The organism is Nonomuraea maheshkhaliensis (assembly GCF_039529435.1).
Classification (GTDB): Bacteria; Actinomycetota; Actinomycetes; order Streptosporangiales; family Streptosporangiaceae; genus Nonomuraea; species Nonomuraea maheshkhaliensis.
Map to the genome: position 1 here is coordinate 169,375 of NZ_BAAAMU010000002.1, position 23,122 is coordinate 192,496.

The 23,122-nt window shown below is 70.6% G+C and carries 22 protein-coding genes and 1 pseudogene; 11 read left to right on the forward strand and 12 right to left on the reverse strand.

Annotation, left to right across the window (positions count from 1 at the left end; translation table 11 throughout):
- The first annotated feature begins 74 nt into the window (after positions 1-74).
- The gene (locus tag ABFX54_RS02515) at positions 75-359 is read left to right on the forward strand and encodes a DUF4235 domain-containing protein (protein ID WP_346101217.1); all 285 of its coding nucleotides are present in this window, start codon (positions 75-77) and stop codon (positions 357-359) included.
- Here the strand turns inward: ABFX54_RS02515 and ABFX54_RS02520 are convergent.
- Together ABFX54_RS02520 and ABFX54_RS02525 are read right to left on the reverse strand one after the other, a co-directional pair.
- Positions 292-1,725, reverse strand: coding sequence for an alpha,alpha-trehalose-phosphate synthase (UDP-forming) (locus ABFX54_RS02520; RefSeq protein ID WP_346101218.1), 1,434 nt, complete (start codon positions 1,723-1,725; stop codon positions 292-294). The genes ABFX54_RS02515 and ABFX54_RS02520 overlap by 68 nt on opposite strands.
- 19 nt (positions 1,726-1,744) lie before the next feature.
- Complete coding sequence (locus tag ABFX54_RS02525) at positions 1,745-3,283, reverse strand: FAD-dependent oxidoreductase (protein ID WP_346101219.1); 1,539 nt, start codon at positions 3,281-3,283, stop codon at positions 1,745-1,747.
- Between the two features lie 146 nt (positions 3,284-3,429).
- Here ABFX54_RS02525 and ABFX54_RS02530 point away from each other — a divergent pair.
- Positions 3,430-4,271 (forward strand): annotated as a pseudogene (locus ABFX54_RS02530) (RNA-guided endonuclease InsQ/TnpB family protein); the annotation flags it as partial.
- Between the two features lie 34 nt (positions 4,272-4,305).
- Here ABFX54_RS02530 and ABFX54_RS02535 read toward each other — a convergent pair.
- Positions 4,306-5,253, reverse strand: coding sequence for an MBL fold metallo-hydrolase (locus ABFX54_RS02535; RefSeq protein ID WP_346101220.1), 948 nt, complete (start codon positions 5,251-5,253; stop codon positions 4,306-4,308).
- Positions 5,254-5,325: 72 nt separating this feature from the next.
- Entirely contained in the window at positions 5,326-6,135 is an 810-nt protein-coding gene (locus tag ABFX54_RS02540; RefSeq protein ID WP_346101221.1) for a 3-hydroxyacyl-CoA dehydrogenase family protein, read from the reverse strand.
- Between the two features lie 97 nt (positions 6,136-6,232).
- Here ABFX54_RS02540 and paaI point away from each other — a divergent pair, with 97 nt between their 5' ends.
- Genes paaI through ABFX54_RS02555 form a run of 3 tightly spaced genes read left to right on the forward strand, consistent with a single transcriptional unit; the run spans position 6,233 to position 8,509 of the window.
- Positions 6,233-6,601: a hydroxyphenylacetyl-CoA thioesterase PaaI gene (gene paaI, locus ABFX54_RS02545; protein WP_346101301.1), complete on the forward strand. Its 369-nt coding sequence runs from the start codon at positions 6,233-6,235 to the stop codon at positions 6,599-6,601.
- The gene (gene paaK, locus ABFX54_RS02550; RefSeq protein WP_346101222.1) at positions 6,598-7,896 is read left to right on the forward strand and encodes a phenylacetate--CoA ligase PaaK; all 1,299 of its coding nucleotides are present in this window, start codon (positions 6,598-6,600) and stop codon (positions 7,894-7,896) included. The genes paaI and paaK overlap by 4 nt, the downstream gene beginning before the upstream one ends.
- 4 nt (positions 7,897-7,900) lie before the next feature.
- On the forward strand, positions 7,901-8,509 hold the full coding sequence (locus ABFX54_RS02555) for a TetR/AcrR family transcriptional regulator (RefSeq protein WP_346101223.1): 609 nt from the start codon (positions 7,901-7,903) through the stop codon (positions 8,507-8,509).
- An 8-nt stretch (positions 8,510-8,517) separates the two neighbouring features.
- Here ABFX54_RS02555 and ABFX54_RS02560 read toward each other — a convergent pair whose 3' ends face one another.
- The 4 genes from ABFX54_RS02560 to ABFX54_RS02575 form a co-directional block, all read right to left on the reverse strand.
- The gene (locus ABFX54_RS02560) at positions 8,518-9,342 is read right to left on the reverse strand and encodes a hypothetical protein (protein ID WP_346101224.1); all 825 of its coding nucleotides are present in this window, start codon (positions 9,340-9,342) and stop codon (positions 8,518-8,520) included.
- Positions 9,343-9,432: 90 nt separating this feature from the next.
- Positions 9,433-9,732 (reverse strand): DUF4193 domain-containing protein, encoded by a 300-nt coding sequence (locus ABFX54_RS02565; RefSeq protein WP_090929286.1) that lies wholly within the window; start codon positions 9,730-9,732, stop codon positions 9,433-9,435.
- Between the two features lie 321 nt (positions 9,733-10,053).
- On the reverse strand, positions 10,054-11,319 hold the full coding sequence (locus ABFX54_RS02570; RefSeq protein ID WP_428834488.1) for a sensor histidine kinase: 1,266 nt from the start codon (positions 11,317-11,319) through the stop codon (positions 10,054-10,056).
- 38 nt (positions 11,320-11,357) lie between these two features.
- Positions 11,358-12,011, reverse strand: coding sequence for a response regulator transcription factor (locus ABFX54_RS02575; protein ID WP_346101226.1), 654 nt, complete (start codon positions 12,009-12,011; stop codon positions 11,358-11,360).
- Between the two features lie 236 nt (positions 12,012-12,247).
- Between ABFX54_RS02575 and ABFX54_RS02580 the strand changes: the two genes are divergently transcribed.
- Positions 12,248-12,412 carry a hypothetical protein gene (locus ABFX54_RS02580; protein ID WP_165974805.1) on the forward strand — a complete coding sequence of 55 codons (165 nt, stop codon included), beginning with the start codon at positions 12,248-12,250 and terminating at the stop codon, positions 12,410-12,412.
- A gap of 65 nt (positions 12,413-12,477) precedes the next feature.
- On the opposite strand, the gene ABFX54_RS02585 is transcribed toward ABFX54_RS02580, so the two are convergent.
- Positions 12,478-13,266 carry an inositol monophosphatase family protein gene (locus tag ABFX54_RS02585; protein ID WP_346101227.1) on the reverse strand — a complete coding sequence of 263 codons (789 nt, stop codon included), beginning with the start codon at positions 13,264-13,266 and terminating at the stop codon, positions 12,478-12,480.
- Complete coding sequence (locus tag ABFX54_RS02590; RefSeq protein ID WP_428834484.1) at positions 13,266-15,302, reverse strand: S9 family peptidase; 2,037 nt, start codon at positions 15,300-15,302, stop codon at positions 13,266-13,268. Before ABFX54_RS02590 ends, ABFX54_RS02585 begins: the two co-directional genes overlap by 1 nt.
- Before the next feature lie 11 nt (positions 15,303-15,313).
- Between ABFX54_RS02590 and ABFX54_RS02595 the strand changes: the two genes are divergently transcribed.
- Positions 15,314-16,276, forward strand: coding sequence for a ferrochelatase (locus ABFX54_RS02595; RefSeq protein WP_346101229.1), 963 nt, complete (start codon positions 15,314-15,316; stop codon positions 16,274-16,276).
- A gap of 13 nt (positions 16,277-16,289) precedes the next feature.
- On the opposite strand, the gene ABFX54_RS02600 is transcribed toward ABFX54_RS02595, so the two are convergent.
- Positions 16,290-17,510, reverse strand: a complete 1,221-nt coding sequence (locus tag ABFX54_RS02600; RefSeq protein WP_346101230.1) for a lytic transglycosylase domain-containing protein — start codon at positions 17,508-17,510, stop codon at positions 16,290-16,292.
- A gap of 94 nt (positions 17,511-17,604) precedes the next feature.
- On the opposite strand from ABFX54_RS02600, the gene ABFX54_RS02605 reads away from it, so the two are divergent.
- From ABFX54_RS02605 to ABFX54_RS02615, 3 genes are read left to right on the forward strand one after another with little or no spacing between them, the layout of a single operon-like run.
- Positions 17,605-18,807 (forward strand): MFS transporter, encoded by a 1,203-nt coding sequence (locus tag ABFX54_RS02605; protein WP_346101231.1) that lies wholly within the window; start codon positions 17,605-17,607, stop codon positions 18,805-18,807.
- A 54-nt stretch (positions 18,808-18,861) separates the two neighbouring features.
- A complete protein-coding gene (locus ABFX54_RS02610) occupies positions 18,862-19,584 on the forward strand; it encodes a polysaccharide deacetylase family protein (protein WP_346101232.1) in 723 nt (240 codons plus the stop codon).
- 47 nt (positions 19,585-19,631) lie between these two features.
- Positions 19,632-20,909 carry a D-arabinono-1,4-lactone oxidase gene (locus ABFX54_RS02615; protein WP_346101233.1) on the forward strand — a complete coding sequence of 426 codons (1,278 nt, stop codon included), beginning with the start codon at positions 19,632-19,634 and terminating at the stop codon, positions 20,907-20,909.
- A gap of 79 nt (positions 20,910-20,988) precedes the next feature.
- Here the strand turns inward: ABFX54_RS02615 and ABFX54_RS02620 are convergent, their stop codons facing one another.
- The gene (locus tag ABFX54_RS02620) at positions 20,989-21,900 is read right to left on the reverse strand and encodes a hypothetical protein (protein WP_346101234.1); all 912 of its coding nucleotides are present in this window, start codon (positions 21,898-21,900) and stop codon (positions 20,989-20,991) included.
- A gap of 119 nt (positions 21,901-22,019) precedes the next feature.
- Here ABFX54_RS02620 and ABFX54_RS02625 point away from each other — a divergent pair, with 119 nt between their 5' ends.
- The gene (locus ABFX54_RS02625) at positions 22,020-22,988 is read left to right on the forward strand and encodes a protease inhibitor I9 family protein (protein ID WP_346101235.1); all 969 of its coding nucleotides are present in this window, start codon (positions 22,020-22,022) and stop codon (positions 22,986-22,988) included.
- Positions 22,989-23,122 lie beyond the last annotated feature (134 nt).

Below are 23,122 nucleotides of genomic sequence, written 5' to 3' on the forward strand. Positions count from 1 at the left end.
CCTTATGGTACGGCTTCGCGGGCCCGGCAAGCGGTACAGACTAGTGTTCGTTACAAAGGGGAAGGGAGATCGACATGGCGGAGGACAAGCCCGATATCGCCTGGCGTGTCGTGGGCGGCCTGGTGGGGCTGGTGACCGCTTGGGGCGCGCGGAAGATCCTCGCGTTCGCCTGGAAGAAGGCGACCGGCAAGGAGCCGCCCATCGACACGGAATCGCCCGAGGTCAGCATGGGCGAGGCGATCGGTTACGCCGTCGTCATGGGCGTGGGCATGTCGGTGGCGCAGATCGTGGTCAACCGGACCGCCAAGAAGCGCTACGACGCGTGGAAGGCTCTACGGCAGGTGACTCCAGAGCAGTGAGAAACTCGCTCGCCCAGCGGTCCACGTCGTAGGTGGCGACCCGGCGGCGCATCGTGCGCATGCGCCGGGCCAGCTCGTGCGGCGTGGCCCGCATCGCCGTCAGCATCTGCCGCTTGACGTCCTCCACGTCGTACGGATTGACCAGGTACGCCTGCCGCAGCTCGTCGGCGGCCCCGGTGAACTCGCTCAGCACCAGCCCGCCGTGCAGATCGTGATGGCAGGAGACGTACTCCTTGGCCACCAGGTTCATCCCGTCGCGCAGCGGCGTGACGACCATGACGTCGGCGGCGAGGTAGAGCGCGGCCAGTTCCTCGTGGTTGTAGGACTGGTGGAAGTACCACACCGGCTGGTAGCCGAGCTGGGCGTGCTCGCCGTTGATCCGGCCCACCTGCAGCTCGATGTCGTCGCGCAGCCGCCGGTACTCGTCCACCCGCTCCCTGCTGGGCGTGGCGATCTGCACGAAGACGGCCTCGCCCGGACGCAGCCGCCCGTCGTTGAGCAGCTCGCCGAACGCCTCCAGCCGCTGCCCGATGCCCTTGGTGTAGTCGAGCCGGTCCACGCCGAGCAGCACGTGCTCGGGGTCGCCGAGCTCCATCCTGATCTCCTTGGCCCGCGCCACGATGTGCGGCTCGCGCACGAGGGAGTCGAGCTGCGCGAAGTCCACGGAGATCGGGAACGCCTGCGTGGTGACGATCCGGTCGTCGAGGAAGATCTCGTTCCCCTTGTACGGCAGCCCGAGCAGGCGGCGGCACAGCCGGCGGAAGTTGGAGGCGCCGCCGGGCAACTGGAAGCCGACGAGGTCGGCGCCGAGCAGCCCTTCGACCAGCTCCTTGCGCCACGGCAGCCGCCAGAACAGCTCCGTCGGCGGGAACGGGATGTGCAGGAAGAAGCCGATCCGCAGGTCGGGCCGGAGCCGGCGGAGCATGGCGGGCACGAGCTGGAGCTGGTAGTCCTGCACCCACACGACCGCGCCCTCGTCGGCCGCCTCCGCGGCGGCCTCGGCGAAGCGCTGGTTGACCATGCGGTAGGTGTCCCACATCTTCCTGTCGAACACCGGTGTGGCCACCACGTCGTGGTAGAGCGGCCACAGGGTGGCGTTGGAGAACCCCTCGTAGTAGAGCTCGACCTCGCTGGCCGACAGCGGCACCGGGATGAGGCTCATGCCGTCCTGCTCGAAGGGGGCGAGCTTCTCGTCGGGTGCTCCGTGCCAGCCGGCCCAGGCTCCGTGACGGCGCTGCATCACCGGGGCTATCGCGGTGACGAGTCCTCCGGGGCTCCTGCGCCACGAGGCCGTTCCGTCAGGCTCGATCGTCCGGTCGACGGGCAACCGGTTCGCCACGATCAGAAACGAGCTACGGCCACTCACGCAGTCCTCCTCTTGGGGGTCACATGTCAGGTGAGCCGCCGATCGCGCGGCTCATGGCGGCCGCCACCGACTCAGGCCCCGCATGGGGGATGATCGCGGCGATATGGGAGTCGGGCCTGATGAGCCATGCCTCATCGGGCCCCGCGCCGAGCCTCTCAGCGAGCGAGCCTGTCCCATCCATCTCCGCGAGCCCGCGTACGGCGAGCGGCGCCCTCATGACCTTGCCCAGGACCTGCACAAACAAACTCGAATCGCACATATCGCCCAATAGCACGAGAAATCCATCCCGCGTGAACTGCCGCAACCTCCCCCCGGGCACCAGGACGTCGGGCACGATCACGCCCGGCGCGGGTGGGCACAGCGCGCCCTTCGGCGGACGGCCCAGGAACGGCCGCGACGGCTCCGGCGTGGTGAGCGGCGAGTCGGCGTACCAGAAGGGCTCGGCGAAGCGGCCGGAGTCGATCTCGGCCACCCGCCCGCCCTCCAGCGCCGCCCGCCGCCGCATGCGCTCCTCCACGCTCACCGGCGCGAGGAAGCGCATCGTGGCGGCCGTCACCTCCAGGTTCTCCAGCGCCGCCGCGTGCCGCTCCACGTGGTACGACTCCAGCAGCTCCTCCCCCGCCCACCCGTTGAGCACGAACGCCAGCTTCCAGGCCGCGTTCTCGGCGTCGGGCACGCCGGAGTTGAGCCCCCGCGCGCCGAACGGCGCCACCAGGTGGGCGCAGTCGCCCGCCAGGAGCACCCGGCCGACGCGCATCCGGGAGGCGACGCGCGAGTGGAAGCGGTAGGTGCTGTGCCACAGCAGCTCGTACGGGCGATCCCCGACGATCCGCCGGATCTTGCGCGCGATGTCGGCGTCGGCCGGGATGAAGTCCGGCGCGATCTGCCAGTCGATCCGGTACGTGCCGCCGGGGCACGGATGGATGAGCACCTGCCTGCCCGGGTTCCAGATCGGGTCGAAGTAGAAGCGCCGCTCGTTCTCCCAGCCCGGCAGCTCGGCCCTGATGTCGCAGATGAGGAACTGGTCCTCGTACGTCTCCCCGGTGAAGGCGACCCCGAGCGCGCTCCTCAGCGCCTGCGCCCTGGCTCCGGCGCAGGCCAGCACGTAGGGGGCGCGCAGCACCCGCTGCCCGCAGCGCACGGTGACGCCGGAGGAGTCCTGGGTCAGGCCGGTGACCTCGTGGTCCCAGCGCACCTCGATGAGCGGCTGGGCGGCGATGGCCTCGTCGAGGATCTGCTCGGTGCGGGTCTGGGAGATGTTGACGCAGGCCGGCAGCGGCCCCTCGCGCTCGAACGTCCAGGAGAACAGCTCGCGGTCGCGGTGGTAGGTGCGGGCCGTGGTCCAGGCCAGCCCCTCCTCGGCCACCTTGCCCGCCCCGGCGGCGGCCCAGATGTCGAGCACGTCGCGCTGCTGGCAGATGGACTTCGACCCGCCACTAGCCCGGCCAGGCCGCTGATCGAGCACCAGCACCTGGACGCCCCAGCGGGCCAGCAGCAGCGCGGCGCTCTGCCCGACCGGGCCCGCGCCGACGACGATCACCTGCGCCGCGTCCTTCATCAGAAACCTCCGAGGAAAGCCCCGCCTTCAGGCGGGCGGATCGGACTCTTGCGGAGCAGGGCAGGAACAGGTGATTCGCCGCCAGGCGAACAACCGTATCGAACAAGCATGCGAATGTTCCTTGATCGTTCGGTAGGTTGTGAGGCGTGGCGCAGATCGCGAAGCGGGCCTACAGATACCGCTTCTACCCGACCCCCGAGCAAGCCTCGCGGCTTGCCCGGACGTTCGGCTGCGTCCGCCTCGTCTACAACAAAGCCCTCGAAGAGCGCACCCGCGCTTACGCTCTGGAGGGCAAGCGGGTCTCCCATGTGGAGTCGTCGGCGATGCTCACGGAGTGGAAGCGCAGCGGCGAGTTCGCCTTTCTGCGCGAGGTGTCGTCTGTGCCCTTGCAGCAGACGTTGCGGCATTCGCAGGCGGGGTTCGCGAACTTCTTCGCCAAGCGCGCCAAGTACCCGGCGTTCAAGTCCCGCAAGGAGAAAGGCTCGAACAATCGGGCCAAGGCTCGCCTGAAGGTGGCCCGGGTGTACGCCCGGGCCACCGACCGGAGAAGGGATCATCTGCACAAGGTCACGACACGGCTGGTTCGCGAGAACCAAGCGATCGCCGTGGAAGACCTGACCGTCCGCAACCTGGTCAAGAACCGCGGCCTGGCCCGCGCCGTCTCCGACGCGGCCTGGCGGCAATTGCGCTCGATGCTGGAGTACAGAGCGCGCTGGTAGGGGCGCACGCTGGTGGCGGTGAACCGCTGGTTCCCCTCCAGCAAGCTGTGCTCGGCCTGCGGCGCCGTGCGAGAGAATCTGCCGCTGACCATCCGGGAATGGGCGTGCGCCCGCGGCGCGGCCCATGACCGGGATGTGAACACGGCCAGGAATGTGCTCGCCGCCGGGCCGGCGGAGAGCTGAAACGCCTGTGGAGCCGGTGTAAGACCTCAACGAGACTCCTCTCGGGCGGGCGACCGGCCGTGAAGCAGGAAGGCCCATGGGCGACCATGGGATTCCCCCCTCTTCAGGAGGGGGAGGATGTCAAGTCTGCAGCTCGTCCCACACCTGCCGGTCGCGCTCCGCGGTCCAGATCCGCGGCCGCTCGACGCCGTGCAGCTCGTCCCACAGCCGGGAGACGTTGAACGGCAGGCAGTGCTCGAAGATCGGCCACTTGCCGTAACGGGGCTCCAGCGCCCGGTGGGTGCGCTCGAACGCCTCCTTCAGCGACCCGGCGGCGCGACTCTCGTGCAGCATCACGGCGAGGAAGTCACGCGTCTGCCCGATGGCCGCGGCCACGCCCTCCTCACCCCGCGCCACCGCGCCTCTGCCGCCGACCAGCGTCTCGGCACCGAACGAGGCCACCCGGTCGAGCGTCGAGGAGGCCCAGTCGCGGTGGAAGGCGTCGCCGGTGTAGAGGGCGGCCTGCGACTCGACCAGGTCGCCGGCGAACATGATCCGCTGCCGCGGCAGCCAGGCCACCAGATCGCCCTCGGTGTGGCCGCGCCCGCAGTACTGCAGCACCAGGTCGCCGCGCCCGCCGCCGAGGTCGATGGTGAAGCGGTCGCTGAACGTCACCGTGGGCCAGGTCAGGCCGGGGATGGACTCGGGCTCCTTGAACAGGCGGGGCATCCTGGCGTACTCGCTGGCCCAGTCCTGCTCGCCGCGCTCGGCGATCAGCTCGCGGGTCTTCTCGTGCGTCACGATCACGTCGGCGTCGAACGCCGAGGCGCCGAGCACCCTGACCGCGTGATAGTGCGACAGCACCAGGTATCTGACCGGTTTGCCGGTGTGCTCGCGCAGCCTGGCCAGCCAGGCGCGGGCGGCCACCGGCGTGGCCAGCGCCTCGAAGCAGACGAGGAAGTCCTCGCCCTCGATCGCGCCCACGTTGGGGTCGCCCTCGGCCGTGAGCGCGTACACACCTGGGGCGAGCACCTCCAGGGACTGCCTCTTCTCGCCGAGGTCCGCCGACGAGGCGAACGGCTTGGCCATCGCTTCTCCTCCCGCTCGGGCGTGACGCGGCCACGCGCGACCCGGACCAGGGTCAGCTCATGGGGAACGCGGTCACCACTCGTAGAACCCCTTCCCGCTCTTACGGCCCAGCTCACCGGCCGCGACCTTGTCCCGCAGCAGCGCCGGTGGCTCGAACCGGGGCCCCAGCCGGGCGTGCAGGTATTCGGCGATGGCCAGCCGCACGTCGAGACCGACCAGGTCGGTGAGCTTGAGCGGCCCCATCGGATGCCCGTAGCCGAGCGTCATGGCCGTGTCGATGTCCTCGGCCGAGGCCACGCCCTCCGCCATCATGCGGATGGCTTCAAGCCCGAGCAGCACGCCCAGCCGGCTGGTGGCGAATCCCGGCGAGTCGTTCACCACGACACTCGTCTTGCCGATGCCCGCCACGATGCCTCTGGCCCGCTCCAGGACCTCACCCGGCGTGGCCTTGGTGACGACGATCTCGACCAGGCGCTGCACCGGGACGGGGTTGAAGAAGTGCAGGCCGATCAGACGTTCCGGGCGGTCGAGCACGGCGGCCAGCTCGGCGACGGACAGCGAGCTGGTGTTGGTGGCCAGCAGCGCTCCCTCCTGGACGGCCGCCTCGGCCTCGGCCAGCACCTCGGCCTTCAGCGCCGCGTCCTCGGGCACCGCCTCGACGACCAGGTCGGCGTCCGCGGGCACCGGGCCCATGGTGAGCCTGGCCAGCGCCTCGGCCTTGTCGACCGCGCCCTTGGACTCGGCGATGGCCAGCCCTTCGGCGATGCGCCACCTGGCGGCCTCGGCCTGCGGCTCCCGCACGGTGACGCGCTCGCCCGCGGCCAGGAAGACCTGCGCGATCCCGGCGCCCATGCGCCCTCCGCCGATCACCGCCACCCTCATGGATTCACCCTCTTGACATGGAAGTCCCGCCGATGATTTGTTTACCGAACATTCGGTCAGTTGACAAGGGAGACCTTCCTTGGAGAGCGCGCGTCGCATGATGGACGCCGACACCGCCTCCGCCGCCCTGGGCATCGAGCTGACGGAGCTGGGCGAGGGCCGGGCGGTGTGCCGCATGCCGGTGACCGAGCGGATGATCAACGGCCACGGCCTCTGCCACGGCGGTTACGTGTTCCTGCTCGCCGACACGGCGTTCGCGTGCGCGTGCAACACCCGTGGCCCCGTCACGGTCGCGGCCGGGGCGGAGATCACGTTCGTCTCCCCCGCGCACGCGGGCGACGTGCTGGTGGCCGAGGCGGCCGAGCGCACCCGTTTCGGCCGCAGCGGCATCTACGACATCACCGTGCGCCGACCAGACGGTCACGTGGTCGCGGAGTTCCGCGGCCGGAGCCGGGAGCTGAAGTGAGACTTGGCGATCCCCCCGCACCCCACGAGCTCGACCCGATCGAGCGGGTGTCCCGCGACGAGTTGCAGGCGCTCCAGCTCGAACGGCTGCGGCACACCCTCGACCACGCCTACCGCAATGTCCCGCTTTATCGGGACAAGTTCGATCAGGCAGGGGTGCATCCGAACGACTGCAAGGAGCTCGGCGACCTGGCGAAGTTCCCGTTCACCACGAAACAGGACCTGCGCGACAGCTACCCGTTCGGCATGTTCGCCGTCCCCCGCGAGCGGGTCGCCCGGGTGCACGCCTCCAGCGGCACCACCGGCCGGCCGACCGTGGTCGGCTACACCCAGCACGACCTCGACGTCTGGGCGGAGGTCATGGCCCGCTCGATCCGCGCCTCCGGCGGGCGGCCCGGCGACATCGTGCACATCGCCTACGGCTACGGCCTGTTCACCGGCGGGCTGGGCGCCCACTACGGGGCCGAGCGGCTGGGCTGCACGGTGGTGCCCGTCTCCGGCGGCATGACGCAGCGGCAGGTGCTGCTGATCGAGGACTTCCGGCCCGACATCGTGATGATGACGCCGTCGTACATGCTGGCGCTGCTGGACGAGTTCGCCGCCAGGGGCCTGGACCCGCGGGCCTCCTCGCCGCGCATCGGCATCTTCGGCGCCGAGCCGTGGACCGAGCGGATGCGCCTGGAGATCGAGGACCGCTTCGACCTGCACGCCGTCGACATCTACGGCCTGTCGGAGGTGATGGGTCCCGGCGTGGCGAACGAGTGCGTGGAGAGCAAGGACGGCCTGCACGTCTGGGAGGACCACTTCTACCCCGAGACCGTCGACCCGCTCACCGGCGAGCCGGCCGAGGAGGGCGAGCTGGTCTTCACGAGCCTGACCAAGGAGGCCATGCCGGTCATCCGCTACCGTACGCGCGACCTGACCCGGCTGCTGCCCGGCACCGCCAGGCCGGCCTTCCGGCGGATGGAGAAGGTCACCGGGCGTACAGACGACATGATCATCCTGCGGGGCGTGAACGTGTTCCCGACCCAGATCGAGGAGGTCGTGCTGGGCGTCGCGGGCCTGTCGCCGCACTTCCAGCTGCACCTCACCCGCCCCGGGCGGCTCGACGTGATGACGGTCAGGGTCGAGGCGCGCCCCGGGCTCGGCGACGGGCGGGACGAGGCGGGCGAACGGCTGCGCCAGGCGGTCAAGGACACCGTCGGGGTGAGCGTCGAGGTCGAGGTGGTGGACCCCGAGACGCTGGAACGGTCGGTGGGCAAGCTCAGACGAGTCATCGACAAGCGGGATACTTAGCCACATGGCCACTCCGACCCCCACCCGGCCGCGCAGGCGGGGCCATGACCCCGAGTCCGTGCTGGCCACGGCCGTGGGCGTGTTCAACGAGCGCGGCTACGACGGCACCAGCATGGAAGACCTGGCCAGGGCGCTGGGGGTGACCAAGTCGGCCATCTACTACCACGTGCCGGGCAAGGAGCAGTTGCTGTCACGCGCGCTCGACCGGGCGCTCGACGGGCTGTTCGAGATGGTGGCCGACGAGCGCGCCTGCTCGGGGGCGGCGATCGAGCGCCTGGAGTGGGTGGTGCGCCAGAGCGTGCGCCTGCTCATCGACCGGCTGCCGTACGTGACGCTGCTGCTGCGGGTGCGCGGCAACAGCGGGACGGAGCAGGCGGCGCTGGAGCGGCGGCGGGAGTTCGACCGGTTCATCAGCGGCCTGGTCACGGAGGCGGCGGTGGAGGGCAGCATCAGGGCGGACGTCGATCCCGGGCTGGTGACGCGGCTGCTGTTCGGCAGCGTCAACTCGATCACCGAGTGGTATCAGCCGGCGCGTGGCGCCTCGGCGGATGATCTGGCCGACGCGCTGCTCAAGATGGCCTTCGGCGGCCTGCGCGTCGATCCGGCCGCTTAGCCTGCCGTTCAGGCGTCGAGCTGGTCGCGGGCCGGTGCGGAACCGACCGCGCCGGCCACCCCGCCCGGGGGCAGCTTCACGCGCAGGTCGGCGCGGATGGCCTCGCCCAGCTTCTTCGTGGCCATGCGGTTGAGCGCGCCGCCGGCGACCGCGCCGGTCAGGAAGGGCCCGAAGGTGGTCAGGTGACGGCCCAGCGTGCGCATGAGCCGGTTGCGCAGGGCGGTCTTGGTGGCGGCGCCGAGCGCCAGGGAGACGGACGCGGGGGCCAGCGGGTCGATGCCGCGCTGTTTCGCCCAGGCGGCCGTGAACGCGACCGCGCGCTGGGTGCCGGTGCCCTGGACGCGTACGCCGTAGACCTCGTGCAGCTCGGCCAGCAGCTTGACCTCGATGGCGGCGACGACGATGGTCTCGGCGACGAGCTGGGCGGGGGCGGAGAGCAGGAGGGGTGGCGCGGCGAACTCGGCCGCCGCCAGTGCTCCGCCGATGGCGCCGACCGTCATCGTGGCCTTCTGGGCGGTGCGCACCAGGTCGTCGGCGAGTTCCTCGCCGGTCAGGCCGTGATGATGCTCGGCGAGGGTGTGCAGGTCCCGGATCGGGATGCGCGGCGCGATGTTGAGGAAGACGTCCGCCAGCCAGCGGCCACGGCCCGCGCCGGTCTCCCGGGCCTTCCTGGCCCCGGTGGACAGCGCCCGGGCTAGTCGGCCGAGCAGCCTGCGCCGCTCGGCCGGTTCGAGCTCACCTGGCGCGGTGAGCCTGCCTACGAGCTCGCCGACCTCGTTCTCGGGGTCGGCGACCTCACTGCCTGGTTGACGGTCTTTCTCTGGTACGGCCACGCGATGCCTCCATGTCTCTTGGTCGCGATCGCTCAGGGACGAACCGATACCGGTCCTCGCCATCTCCCCGAGACCGCTCGCTCCAGATGATCAGGCGGCGCACTCCCGGCAGACCTGCTGACCGTTCCTCTCGGAGGCCAGCTGGCTACGGTGGTGCACCAGGAAGCAGCGTGAGCAGGTGAACTCGTCGGCCTGACGGGGAATCACCCGCAGGGACAGCTCCTCGTTGGACAGGTCGGCGCCGGGCAGTTCGAGCGACTCGGCGAGATCGGTCTCGTCGATGTCGATACTGCCGGACGACTTGTCCGTGCGCCGCGCCTGAAGTTCCTGAAGGCTGTCCTCCCCCAGGTCGTCATCTGTCTTGCGCGGGCTGTCGTAGTCGGTAGCCATTGTGCTTACTCCATCCCCCTCAGCTATATGTCTTCGCGCTCATCGCGCGTCTTCTAACGTCCGGGAAGCCCATCTTGTGCCCGTTCCGTCGGGGAGATTTCCCATCGGTACCCCGCGGAAACGAACAACGAACCTCCCAACACGTCAGGGCCTGCTGCCGACGGCAATGGTTAGCCAAATATGGCGAAACCCACAGCCTTGGCGTCATGCACCACCGTGTTCGACGGCACATCCAACCACATGTGCGGCGCGAATGAGACGCCCCCCGTGCCTCAACACGCGCATCAACATGCGGACGAACGCGCCGGAACGCCACGGGTGTCAGCGCCTCGGCAGTCTGACGGTCACGACAAGTCCTCCACCATCGCGTGGCACGGCGGTCACATTTCCGCCGTGCGCCTGTACCACCGCACGGACGATGGACAGCCCGAGCCCTGATCCCTTGGCCGATTCCACGCGGTCGGCGTGGAGCCTCCTGAAGGGCTCGAACAGGCTGTTCACCTCGTACGCCGGGACGTGCTGCCCCGTGTTGGCCACCTGAACAACCAAGGCACCGTCCGCCATTCCCGTCCGGATCCATACTTTTCCGTTTTCGGGAACGTTGTACTTGACCGCGTTCTCCAGCAGGTTGCTCACGGAGCGCTCCAGGAGCACGGGATCGCCCACGGTAGGCGCGCTGACCAGTTCGGTGGTGATGGTTACGCCGTGCTCCTCGGCGAAGGGCGTGACCTGTTCCACGGCCGTCTGCGCGACTTCCTGAACGTCGAGCGGTTTACGCACCGCGAGTTCGCGTTCGCTCCTGGCGAGCAGCAGCAGCCCCTCGATGAGCTTCTCGTTTCGCGCGTTGACTTCGAGCAGGGTACGCCCGAGCGCTTTCAGGTCCTCGGACGCCTCGGGATCGGACAGAGCGATCTCCAGGACCGTCCTGTTGATGGTCAGCGGCGTACGCAACTCGTGAGAGGCGTTGGCCACGAACCTGCGCTGGGTGTCGAAGGCGACGTTGAGCCGGGCGAGCATGGCGTCGAAGGTGTCGGCCAGCTCCTTCAGCTCGTCGCTCGGGCCCTCCAGGGCGATGCGCTGGTGGGCGAGCGTGCTCTCCGAGAGCTTCTTGGCGGTGGCGGTCATCTGCGCGACGGGCTTGAGCGCCCGGTCGGCCACGAAGTAGCCGATGATGAGCGCCAGGATGCCCACGCCCACCAGTGCCAAGGGCGCGCTGCCGAGCAGTCCGTCACGGGCGTTGGCGATGGCCAGCTCCTGGAACTGGCGCCAGCGGTTCTGCAACTGCTCGTTCTCGTAAGGGCCCAGGCCCAGATCGATCGTCGGCCAGGCCGTGCTGATGGCCGTGCCGACGATGGCGTAGACCGAGATGAGCAGCACTGCCCCGGCCCCGAACACGAGCGCGCCGTAGGTGATCGTCAGCCGCCACCGGATGCTGACCTTGGCGGGGAGCTCCTTCACACGTTCCATGGTGGAGCGCTGAACGGGCTGCCGCGCGGGCGGAGGGGGACCGTCCCATGCGGGCGGCCCCGTCGGCGGCGGCGCCTCCTGCACCCGCGTCGCCTTCCGCGCCGAATGCGGGCTGATCATGGGGTGCGTCGGCCCCGCCTCGCGTTCTGGCCTTTCAGTCACAATTTGTACCCAACCCCGGGCACGGTCTCGATCACCTGAGGCTCGCCCAGCTTCTTCCGCAGCGTCATCATGGTCACGCGGACCACGTTGGTGAAGGGATCGATGTTCTCGTCCCATGCCTTGTCCAGCAGGTCCTCCTGGCTGACGACGGCGCCCTCGGCCCGCATCAGCTCTTCGAGCACCGCGAACTCCTTCTTCGTCAGCACGACCTCCTTGCCGTCGCGCTCCACCAGCCGCTTGCCCGGGTCGAGCCGGATGCCGGCGCGTTCGAGCACGGGCGGCAGGGCGGGGGCGGAGCGGCGGCCGAGCGCGCGGACCCGGGCGACCAGCTCGACGAAGACGAACGGCTTGGCGAGGTAGTCGTCGGCCCCGAGGCCGAGCCCCTCCACCTTGTCGTCCACGTCGCCGGACGCGGTCAGCATGAGGATCCGTGAGGCCGTCCGCTGCTCGACCAGCCGCCGGCACACCTCGTCGCCGTGGACGACGGGCAGGTCGCGGTCGAGCACGATGACGTCGTAGTCGATGTAGGAGGTCCGTTCGAGCGCGCCGCCGCCGTCGTAGGCGACGTCGACCGCCATCGCCTCGCGCCGCAGCCCCGTCGCGATCGCGTCGGCGAGCACCCGCTCATCCTCAACCACCAGCACTCGCACGCCTGGCACACCTCTTTCCCGATTCGGGGCCCTCATTGTGCCCACCACCTCGATAAGCGCACGGTAAGGCATGTTCAGGGCAGGGTGACCCCCTGGGGATGCGGAGCGAGGCGAATTTCATGTTTCGGAGGGCGACGAGCCGGGGTATGCCTGCGGGACACCCATTGCCCAGTCTTCATCCGGCAATGGGGTAACTTCGCCGCCCACACGGATCGAACCCCCAGAGAGTAGGTGAGATGGGCGAGTTCACGACCACGATCGAACACCGCCTCGACCAGGCTTACAAGGGCCTTCGGGAGGCCCGCAGCGTCGGCGACGACTACCTCGCCGACACCCTCACCGCCGAGATCGAGGACCTGCGACGGCTGGCCGACGATCACGGCATCCCGTTGCCCCGCTAGCTGAACGCGAAACGGCCGGAGCCGGGCTCCGGCCGTTTCGCCCATGACACCTTCGTCTGAGGACGTCAGGCGTCACGTTCGGGGTTCAGTCCTGCCAGCAGGTCGTGCAGCTCCTCGAACAGTCCTGGAGCCGCGCACAGCGCGAAGTCGGGGCTGACCGGCCTGCCGTGCAGCCCGCCCAGCCTGGCGCCCGACTCGGTGGCCACCAGACCGGCCGCCGAGAAGTCCCACTGATTGACCCCGCGCTCGTAGTAGGCGTCCACCCGGCCCGCCGCCAGCGAGCACATGTCGATGGCGCACGAGCCGCCGCGCCGGATGTCGCGCACGCGCGGCACGACCTGCGCCACCACCTCGCCCTGGACGGCCCGCCGCTCCTTGAAGTAGCCGAACCCGGTGGCGACCAGGGCCTGCGCCAGCGGCACGCCGGTGTTGCAGCGCAGCCGCTCGTGCCCGAGCCAGGCACCCTGCCCGAGTGCCGCGGTGTAGACCTCGCCGCGGGCGGGCACGTTGACGACGCCCGCCACGACCTGGCCTTCGACCTCCACGGCGATCGACACGGCCCAGTCGGGCAGGCCGTACAGGAAGTTGACCGTGCCGTCGATCGGGTCGACGATCCAGCGCACGTCCGACTCGCCGGGCGCCTCGCCGCCCTCCTCACCCAGGATCCGGTCGCCGGGCCTGGCCGACAGGATGCGGTCGCGGATCAGCTCCTCCGACGCCTTGTCCAGCGTGGTGACGACGTCGGTGGGGCTGGACTTGGTCTCGATCTCGGCCGACATGGTCGGCCGCTTGGCCAGGATCATCTCCCCCGCCTCGCGGGCGATCTCCTCGGCCAGTCTCAGGAAGTCCGTCATCACGCCACCGATTCCGGACGCTTCCACTCCTGGCCCAGCACGTGCTGGGCGAGGAAGGCGAGCACGGTCTCGTACCAGGCGACGGCGTTGCCCGGCTTGAGGATCCAGTGGTTCTCGTCGGGGAAGTAGAGGAACTTCGAGTCCACCTCCGTGCGGCGCAGGTCCCACCACAGCCGCAGGGCCTCGCCGATCGGCACCCGGTAGTCCTTGTCGCCGTGGATGACGAGCAGCGGGGTGGTGATCTTGTCGAGCGAGAGGTGCGGCGACAGCAGCTGGTAGCGCTCCCCGCCGGGGACGCCGAACTCGCGCTGCCAGTACATGGCCGCGTCGGTGGTGCCGGCGAACTGGTCGAGGTGCCACAGCGAGGCGTGGGTGACGATGGCCTGGTAGCGGTCGGTGTGGCCGGCGAGCCAGTTGGCCATGTAGCCGCCGAACGAGCCGCCCAGCGCGGCGACGCGCTCGCTGTCGATGTCGTCCCTGGCCAGGGCCACGTCCACGATCGCGTCGAGGTCGGCCTGGGTGCGCGGGCCCCAGTTGCCCCAGCCGCGGTCGATCATCTCCTGGCCGTAGCCGGTGGACAGGCAGGGGTCGGGCAGCAGGACGGCGTACCCGTGCTGGGCCATGATCCACGCCTGCCAGCGCCACTGCCAGTCGTTCCACGAGGCCACCGGGCCGCCGTGGATGAACAGCAGGAACGGCGCCGGGTCGGCGGCGGAGGCGCCCTCGGGCAGGACGAGCCAGCCCCGGATGGTGGCGCCGTCGTCGGCGGTGGCGGAGATCTCGGTCAGCGTGCCGGGCACCTCGGGGCGCGGCGCGGGCGTCGGCAGGTCGGCGATGTCGCCGGTGGCCGCGTCGATCCTGGCCGGCCCGGGCGCGAGGTTGACGGCGCTGCGCAGGGCGTAGACGAAGCGGCCGTCGGGGGACGGGCTGAGCCCGAGGTAGGCGGCGTCGTCCTGGGTGAGCCTGACCGTCTCGTCGCCGCCGTCAGCATCGCCGGGCGTCACGCGGAAGATCGGGCGGCGGCCCTGGTGGTCGGCCACGAGGTAGACGGCGGAGCTGTCAGGAGCCCACTCGACGTCCATCGGGAACAGGTCGGGCGCGTACGCGCGGCCCTGCCCGGTGGCGAGGTCGGCGATCCACAGCTCGCTGCGCGCCGAGACGTCGTATCCGGTGTGCCGCTCGCGGGAGCAGGCGATCTGGGTCCCGTCGGGAGAGACCGCCATCGGGCCGTTGAAGTCGTGGGCCTCGTCGCTCAGCAGCACGCGCCGCTCGCCACCGGCCACGTCGATGGCCACCAGGTCGGTGCGCCACTGGCCGTTCGGCAGGAACTCGCGCCAGGTGGTGATCACGGTGGCGCCGTCGGGGGTCAGCTCGAACCCGCCCTCGCGCAGCGCCTCGCCCGCGTCGGGGGTCAGGTCGCGTACGTCCTCCAGGCGGTCCGCGCCGAGCCTGGCCGCGAACAGCCGGGGCCGGCCGGGCCCGAGGTCGTGGTCCCAGTAGCGGACGGGGTAGCCCTCGTGCAGGATGGCGCTGATCCCGGCGTCCTTGCGGGCCTTGCGCTTGTCCTGCTCGGCCGCCTCCTCGCCGTCGAGGACGTCGGAGGAGAACACGACCACGTCGCCGGCCGTGCGCACCGCGCCGATGCCGCCGGGCCTGGCGGCCACCTGGCGGGCCTCACCGCCCGCGCGGGGCAACAGCCACAGCGACGGCACCTCGTCGGTGGAGTCCTTGACGGTCACGTCGGGCCGCGCGGAGGTGAACAGCACGTCCCCGGCCGCGGTGAAGACGGCGGCGGACTCCCCCTTGGCCGAGCGCGTCAGCCGGTACGGCTCGCCGTCCACGGGAATGGCCCAGAGCGCGGTGCCGAACGACTTGCCGTCAGGGTTGAGGGACTGGACGGTGGAGACGAGTCTGGAGCCGTCGGGCGATAGTCGCAGCGACAGAACCCGGGGGATGGCCACATAGTCACGTATGTCGTTGAATGCGCTCACTCGATCGAACCTACCTCGCGGAGAAGACCGGAGACACTCCCGCATAGGGTTGTCACGTGGGAATTTACGACGCCTTGCTGGTCCTGTCGTTCGGCGGTCCCGAGGGGCCCGACGACGTGATGCCGTTCCTGGAGAACGTCGTGCGCGGGCGGGGCGTGCCCCGCGAACGGCTGCTCGAAGTGGCCGAGCACTACCAGAGCTTCGGCGGGGTCAGCCCGATCAACGAGCAGAACCGCGCGCTGGTCGAGGCGTTGCGCCCGGTCGCCGGGATGCCGGTCTACTGGGGCAACCGCAACTGGCACCCGTTCGGCGAGGACACCGTACGTCAGATGCGGGCGGACGGCGTGCGGAAGGCCGCCGTGTTCGCCACCTCCGCGTTCGCCGGCTACTCCAGTTGCCGGCAGTACTACGAGGACATCGACCGCATCTCCGTCGAGGACGGCCCCGAGCTGGTCAAGCTGCGCCACTACGGCGAGCACCCCGGGTTCGTGGCCGCGATGGCCGACCGCACCCGCGCGGCGCTCGACCGGCTGGGCCGCGACGACGCGCGGCTCGTCTTCACCGCCCACAGCATCCCCGTCTCGATGGCCGAGACGGCCGGCCCGTCCGGCGGGCTCTACGAGGCGCAGCTGCGCAGGAGCGCGGAGCTGGTCAGCCGGGCGCTCGGCCGCGACCAGCCGTGGGACCTGGTGTGGCAGTCGCGCAGCGGCCCGCCGCAGGTGCCGTGGCTGGAGCCGGACGTGTGCGACCATCTGCGCAAGATCGACGCCGGGTCCGTGGTGCTGGTGCCGATCGGGTTCGTCTCCGACCACATGGAGGTCGTCTACGACCTCGACACCGAGGCGAAGGCGGTGGCGGCGGAGCTGGGCCTGCCGATGGAGCGCGCCGCGACGGCGGGCACCCATCCGCGCTTCGTCCAGATGGTGCGCGAGCTGCTGGACGAGCCCGATCCGGCGCCGTGCCCGCTCACCTGCTGCCCGCCCCCGCGCCGGCGGCCCCAGCCGGCCGCTCAGGCGTAGCCGGCGCGTCCGCTCAGGCGTAGGTGCGGGCGTACGCCTCGGCGATGCCCATGACCTTGTTCACGTAGTCCCACGAGTGGTTGTAGAACCAGATCGCCTTGCGCAGGCGCTCGCCGCCCTGGCCGGCCTTGTTCGCGCACAGGTAGTTGGCGGCGCCGGGCACGGCGTCGTAAGGGCTCCAGATGTCCTTCTTGCCGTCCCCGTCGCCGTCGACGCCGTAGTGCTTCCAGGTGGCGGGCATGAACTGCATCGGCCCGAGAGCGCCCGCGCTCGACGGGCCGTTGTTGCGCCCGTGGCTGCTCTCCACCTGCCCGATCGCGGCCAGCACCGTCCAGGACAGGCCGGGGCAGCGGGTGGCCGAGGCCTTGTAGAGCTCCAGGTAGCTGCCAGGGCGGCCGACCGTGACCTGCTGCGGCTGGTCCTGGGCGGGCTGGTCCTGGGACGGCTGCTGGACAGGCTGGCGCTGCTTGGCGGTGCGGGCGGAGGCATCCAGCATGACGATCTGAGCGCTCTTGCCGAGCAGCTGGCGCACGCCCGACTCGCGGATCTTGCCCGCCTTGCCGTGCAGCAGCACCGCCACCCCCTGCGCGAACCCCAGCCGCCGGCCCAGATCCGCGCTCACGAGCCCGTCCACGCCGTGCAGCCCGAGCGGGGCCGAGGCCGCGACGCGCAGCCGGGGCCCGCCGTCCACCTGGTACATGGCGCCGAGGATCATGCCGAACTTGCGCATCGCGGCCGCGTCGGTCACGAGCTCGCCCCTGGCCAGGGCCTGCCACACGGCGGGCTGGTCGGCGATCGGCTGCGGCGTCCATGAGCGGAAGTCCGCCGGGTCCACCGCCAGCAGGTTGATCGAGGTGCCCGACACCTTGACCGCGCCCGCGTCCACCACGGTCGCCTTGCGCACGCTGGCGAGCTCGCCGAGGCGGAACCTGGTCTGCTTGGGCACCGTGCCGGGGGCGATGGCCAGCACTCGCGGCGGCGTCGCGGTGACCTTGTGGCCCGCCCGCGCGAGGTCTCTGACCGGGTCCTTCACCGGGGCCGCGGTGGGGACGAGCTGGTCGAGGCGGGGCGCGGGTGACTGACTCGGGCTCGGCTTCCCGCGTACGGGCGGCTCCCGCGTGCTGCCGACCACGTCGTCGCTCACGAGCACGACGACCCCGCCGGCCGCCACCGTGGCGGCGAGCACGGCGATGACCATGAGCATGACCGCACGGAACGAGGGAAGACCCGACACCCGGGACACGTTAACTCACCCCACTAGAAACCGACTTGCCAACCGGACATACGGTGCGCAATGGTTAGCTGCTTTTTAGTAAGGGGGAAACAGCGTGGTCGGGCCTTACCGGGGGTTGTTCGACAGGCCCGGCGTCAAAGCGTTCGTGCTGGCCGGGTTCGTCGGCCGGATGCCGATGTCGATGCTCGGCATCGGCGTCATCCTGCTGATCTCCACCCTGACCGGCTCCTACGCCACCGCCGGGGCGGTCGCCGCCACCACCAACGTGGCCTTCGCCGTCGCCGCGCCGCTGTCGGGCCGGCTCGTGGACAGGTTCGGGCAGGGGCGGGTGATCCCGCCGTTCGCGGTCGTCAACGCGGTCGCGCTGGTGGCCCTCATGGGCTTCGCCGGGTGGGGACTGCCCGACTGGACGTTCTACGCCAGCGGGCTCGTCGTGGGCGCGACCTCGCTGTCGATCGGCTCGATGGTGCGGGCCCGCTGGTCGGTCATCTACGGCGGCTCCGGCCGGCTGCACACCGCGTTCGCGTTCGAGTCGGTGGCCGACGAGGTCGTCTTCGTCACCGGGCCCGCGCTGGTCACGGTGCTGGCGACCAGCGTGAACCCGTACGCGGGGTTGATCGTGGCGCTGCTGTGCATGCTGGCCGGCAGCCTGGCGCTGGCGACGCAGCACGACACCCAGCCGCCCGTGCAGGAGATCAGGTCGTCGGCGGGCTCGCCCATCCTGATCCCCGGCATCGCCCTGCTGGCCTGCGTCTCCCTGGCGCTGGGCGCGATCTTCGGGTCGGTCGACCTGATCACGGTGGCCTTCGCCGACGAGCACGGCGTGAAGGGGGTCTCCGGGTTCCTGCTGGCCGCGTTCGCGGGCGGGTCGATGGTGTCGGGGCTCTGGTTCGGCTCGCGGAACTGGCGGATCCCGCTGCGCAAGCGGTTCGTCAGGGCGCTCGGGCTGTTCGTGGTGGGGCTGGTGCCGATCATGTTCATCGGCAGCCCGTGGATCATGGCGGCGGCGCTGTTCCTGGCCGGGTTCGCCATCTCCCCGACGCTCATCACGGTCTTCTCGATCACCGAGCGGATGGTGCCGCAGTCGCTGCTCACCGAGGGCATGGCCTGGATCTCGACCGCGATCGGGTTCGGCGTGGCGCTGGGCTCGTGGGCGGGCGGGGCGCTCACCGAGTCGCACGGCGCCTCCAGCGCGTACGTCTTCTCCGTCTGCGCCGCCGCCCTGGCCGTGGCGGTCGGGATCGGAGGTTCGGGTTTGCTGAGACTTCCCGAGGCTCCTTCACCGTCGCAGACGTGATCCGCTACCGTCGGGACATCCCTCGCAACACCCATCACACCGGAAGCATTTGTTATGTCCCGACGAATCACATCACTTCTAGCAATCGCGGCCGTCTGCGTCGCTGTCGCCCCGGCACCCGCGTCGGCTCAGGCGCCGAAGAAGGAGCCCATCGACTGTTCGCAGGTCAAGTGCATCGCGCTGACCTTCGACGACGGACCGGGCAAGTACGCCGGCACACTGCTCGACACGCTCAAGAAGTACGACGCCAAGGCGACGTTCTTCCTTGAGGGCCAATACGTGAAGAGCCGCCCCTCCTACGTCAAGCGCATGGCCGCCGAGGGCCACGAGCTCGGCAACCACAGTTACAGCCACCCCGACTTCACCAAGAGCGAGGCCGGGACCATCAAGAGCGAGATCCAGAAGACCCAGGACGCGGTGAAGAAGGCGGCGGGCGTCGAGCCCAAGCTGCTGCGCCCGCCGTACGGGCTGGCCGACCTCCAGGTCTCCGACATCGCCGCCGAGTTCGGCATGCCGATGATCCTGTGGACCGCCGGCTCCCAGGACTGGAGCTCCAAGAACGTCAAGGCCATCCAGAAGCAGACGCTGGCCGTGGCCAAGCCCAACGGCATCATCCTGATGCACGACTGGGTCAAGCAGACCGTGGACGGCATGCCCTCGCTCATCAAGACGCTGAAGAACAAGGGCTACCACCTGGTGACGGTCTCCGACGTGATCAAGAGCCAGAACCTCGAGCCCGGCGACATCTTCCCCGTTCCGGAAGGCTGGGAGAAGTGAGTATCGTTCGCGTCTAACGGAACGATGCTCTTTCCCAAGGGGTGCTCGTGACCTTCGTGAACTGGGCGCGCAACCAGTCGGGCACCCCCGCCGAGGTGCGTACACCCGCCTCCGTCGAGGACGTCGTACGCGCCGTACGGGACGCCGCCGCCTCAGGGCGGCGCGTCCGCATGATCGGGACGGGCCACTCCTTCACCGGAGTGGCCCTGACCGACGGCATCATGCTCCGCCCCGGCGCGCTGACCGGGATCAGGTCGTACGCCGACGGCCTCGTCACCGTCGCGGCCGGCACCCCGCTGCGCGCGCTCAACGAACTGCTCGCCGAACGCGGCCTGGCCCTGGCGAACATGGGCGACATCACCGAGCAGACCGTCGCCGGCGCCATCCAGACCGGCACCCACGGCACCGGCCGCGACAGCGGCGGCCTCGCCGACCAGGTCGCCGCACTGGAGCTCGTCCTCGCCGACGGCTCCGTGACCACCGCCGCGCCCGGCGACGACCTCTTCGACGCGGCCCGCGTGGGGCTCGGCGCCCTCGGGGTGCTGACGGCCGTGACGTTCCGGGTCGAGCCCGCGTTCCTGCTGCGCCAGCGGCGCCGCAGGCTCGCGCTCAGCGACATCCTGCGCTCGCTCGACGACCTGACCGCGGCGAACGAGCACCTCGACTTCTTCTGGCTGCCGCACACCGACGCCTGCCTGGTCAAGACCAACAACCGCAGCCCCGGCCCGGCGCGGCCGCCCGGCGCGCTGCGGCACTGGCTGGACAACGTGTTCCTGGAGAACACCGTCTTCGGCGCCGCCTGCGCGCTCGGCGCCCGCCTGCCCGGGTCGATCCCGAAGATCAACGCCGTCAGCGCGGCGGCGCTGGGCGACTCCGAGTCGGTGGACGCCTCGTACAAGGTGTTCACGGCGCGACGGGACGTGCGCTTCCTGGAGATGGAGTACGCCGTCCCGCGCGAGCGCCTGGCCCAGGCTCTGCGTGAGACCGGGGACCTGATCGGGCGGATGGACTGGAAGATCACCTTTCCGGTGGAGGTGCGGGTGACGCCGCCCAGCGACGCGTGGCTGTCCACCGCGTACGGGCGGCCGACGGCGTACGTCGCCTGCCACGTCTACCGGCCGACGCCGAACCCCGCCTACTTCGACGGCGTCGAGGAGATCATGACCCGCCTCGACGGCCGGCCCCACTGGGGCAAGCTGCACACGCGCGACGCCGCGTACCTGGCCAAGGTGTACCCGCGCCACGCCGACTTCGTCGCCCTGCGCGACCGCCTCGACCCGGGGCGCCTGTTCACCAACGACTACCTGGACACGGTGCTCGGCTAGCCCCACCGGCGAGCCACCGCGAACCGCCCCGGACCGCCCCGGACCGCCTCCGGGCGACCACCGCCGGCCGGACGGCGGTTCACCGCAGGTCGCCCCGGCCGGCGGGGTGGTCGTCGGCCTCGTCCTGGCCCGTCTGCGGGGACGGCTCCGTGGTGGCCGTCGGCGTCTCGTCGGTCCCGTCCGGCTGCTCGGGCTGCTCCTGCGGCGGCGCCTCCGTCGTTCCCTGCGACGGCGTCACCGGCTCCGACCGCGTGGGCGCCGGCTCGGACGTGGGACGCCCGGACGGCGTCCTGCTCCGCGTCGCACTCGGCGTCGGGGTCGGTGTCGGGGTGGGCGTCGGCGTCTCCGGCTCCGTCGTGAGGGTGTGCGGCGGGTACGCGGGCGCCCGGCTCTCCGGCTCGCGGGTGGCCGGCGTCCTGTCCTCGCGCGCCTTCACCGGCGCCTTGCCGGTGACCTGCTCGTGCACCGTCCGATCGGCCAGCGCCTGGTAGGCCAGGATGCTCCCCATGCTGACCGCGAACACCATCGCCGCCGCCGCACCGACCTTCATCCACGGCAGCCCGCGGCCCGGCCCGCGTACGACCGGCATCACCAGCGTGGACCCGCCGTCACCCGAGGTCGCGTCCGGCGTGTCGCCGTCGGCCGGAGTCTCGTGCCGTGCGGTGCCCTCGTCGTTCGAGGCCGCGTGCGGAGTCGTCTCCCTGTCGGCGTCGGCCCTGGTCGCGTGTGCGGCGGCGGCCAGCAGGCCCTGCTCCGGGTCGCGTCCCCCTTTTGGCACCAGCGTGTGCTGTTTGACCCGCTCTCCGGTGCGCTTGAGATAGTGCGTGTAGATCGCCGTCGCGACCGTACTGGCGACGCTGACGACCGCCGCCCCGATCACCGTGCCCGCCACGCCGAGGTACGACGCGGCCACCGCGGCCGTCACCGCGGCCAGGGCACTGCCCAGGATCTGTGGGACGCTCAGCTCGAACCCCCGCTGCCCGTCACTCATCCCCCGGTTCAGTCCTCTCTCGCCATGCGTTCTGTGTTGGTAAAGAGCTGTCTCGTGAATAGACGCGAGTGCGTGTCCTGTTGTTCCTGTGACCTGCGCGACAGGCACCCTTATAGCTCGTGCCCCGACGACTCGGCCTGCCCTCCGTTTACCTCGCCGCGGCCGTGGCCACGGCCGCCGCGACCGCCGTACCCTCCGCCATGACGCCCGCCTCGGGTCTCGCCCTGCACCCCTCGCCGTCCGAGCCCGCCCGCCCGTACATCGTCATCGCCCGCAGCCGGGTGGCCGCCCGCGATCTCGTCGGCGAGGTGCGCTGGCGGGTGCGCCGCTACTACGCCTCGGCGCTGCCCGGCTTCGCCACCTTCCTCACCGCCGCCGAACTGGCCGACCTGCGCGCCGACCGGCGGGTGCGCTCGATCGAGCCCGACCGCCAGATCCGTCCCATGACCGGCGGCAGGCCCTCCCGTCCGTACGCCGTGGAGGCGGACGGCGCGGGCGTCACCGTGTACGTCGTGAGCAGCGGCGTGGATACGGGCACGGAGGCTGGGGACGAGGATGGGCGGGGCTTCGGGGAGCGGGTGTGGCGGGCGTTCGACGCCACCGGCGGCACCGGACGCGACTGCGGCGGCCACGGCACGCGGTCCGCCTCCCGCACACACAGTGTCGCGCCGAAGGCCGGCCTCGCCTCGGTGCGGGTGCTCGGCTGCGGCGGCTCCGGCACGCTGTCCGATGTCCTGGCCGGGCTGGACTGGATCCGCAGGCACGCCAGAGGACCCTCCGTGACGAGCATGACGATCGACGGCGCCGGCTCCCCCGCCCTCGACCGCGCCGCACGGTCGCTGGTACGTAAGGGCGTGTTCGTGGTCGGAGCCTCCTCCACCGGCACATGTCACATCACTCCGGACGGCCGGGCATACTCTCCGCACACCCCGTACCTCGCCGGAGCCGCCGCCCGTCACCTGGAACTTCATCCCGAAGCCGGCCCCGCCGCGATCGCCTCATGGCTGAAGTGCACGCCCTCCCGTGGCGCGATTCGCCAGAACCCGCCGACGGCATCTAACCTCCTCATGCGCGATGGCGGGCTCTAGAGTGATGGATTCCACAAATGTGACCGGCGTCACAACGCCTGCGGGCTATCCCAGGAAGGCGATGTTCGGACATGCCGGGTACGGTGCTGGCAGGCAACCGGCACACGCGAGAGACTCAAGGGTCCGGGGGAAGA

Coding starts and splice junctions, on each gene's coding strand:
- ABFX54_RS02515 (WP_346101217.1), top strand. CDS start 75: ATGGCGGAGGACAAGCCCGATATCGCCTGGCGTGTCGTGGGCGGCCTG.
- ABFX54_RS02525 (WP_346101219.1), bottom strand. CDS start 3,283: ATGAAGGACGCGGCGCAGGTGATCGTCGTCGGCGCGGGCCCGGTCGGG.
- ABFX54_RS02535 (WP_346101220.1), bottom strand. CDS start 5,253: ATGGCCAAGCCGTTCGCCTCGTCGGCGGACCTCGGCGAGAAGAGGCAG.
- ABFX54_RS02540 (WP_346101221.1), bottom strand. CDS start 6,135: ATGAGGGTGGCGGTGATCGGCGGAGGGCGCATGGGCGCCGGGATCGCG.
- paaI (WP_346101301.1), top strand. CDS start 6,233: ATGATGGACGCCGACACCGCCTCCGCCGCCCTGGGCATCGAGCTGACG.
- ABFX54_RS02555 (WP_346101223.1), top strand. CDS start 7,901: ATGGCCACTCCGACCCCCACCCGGCCGCGCAGGCGGGGCCATGACCCC.
- ABFX54_RS02565 (WP_090929286.1), bottom strand. CDS start 9,732: ATGGCTACCGACTACGACAGCCCGCGCAAGACAGATGACGACCTGGGG.
- ABFX54_RS02570 (WP_428834488.1), bottom strand. CDS start 11,319: ATGATCAGCCCGCATTCGGCGCGGAAGGCGACGCGGGTGCAGGAGGCG.
- ABFX54_RS02580 (WP_165974805.1), top strand. CDS start 12,248: ATGGGCGAGTTCACGACCACGATCGAACACCGCCTCGACCAGGCTTAC.
- ABFX54_RS02585 (WP_346101227.1), bottom strand. CDS start 13,266: ATGACGGACTTCCTGAGACTGGCCGAGGAGATCGCCCGCGAGGCGGGG.
- ABFX54_RS02590 (WP_428834484.1), bottom strand. CDS start 15,302: ATGCGGGAGTGTCTCCGGTCTTCTCCGCGAGGTAGGTTCGATCGAGTG.
- ABFX54_RS02610 (WP_346101232.1), top strand. CDS start 18,862: ATGTCCCGACGAATCACATCACTTCTAGCAATCGCGGCCGTCTGCGTC.
- ABFX54_RS02620 (WP_346101234.1), bottom strand. CDS start 21,900: ATGAGTGACGGGCAGCGGGGGTTCGAGCTGAGCGTCCCACAGATCCTG.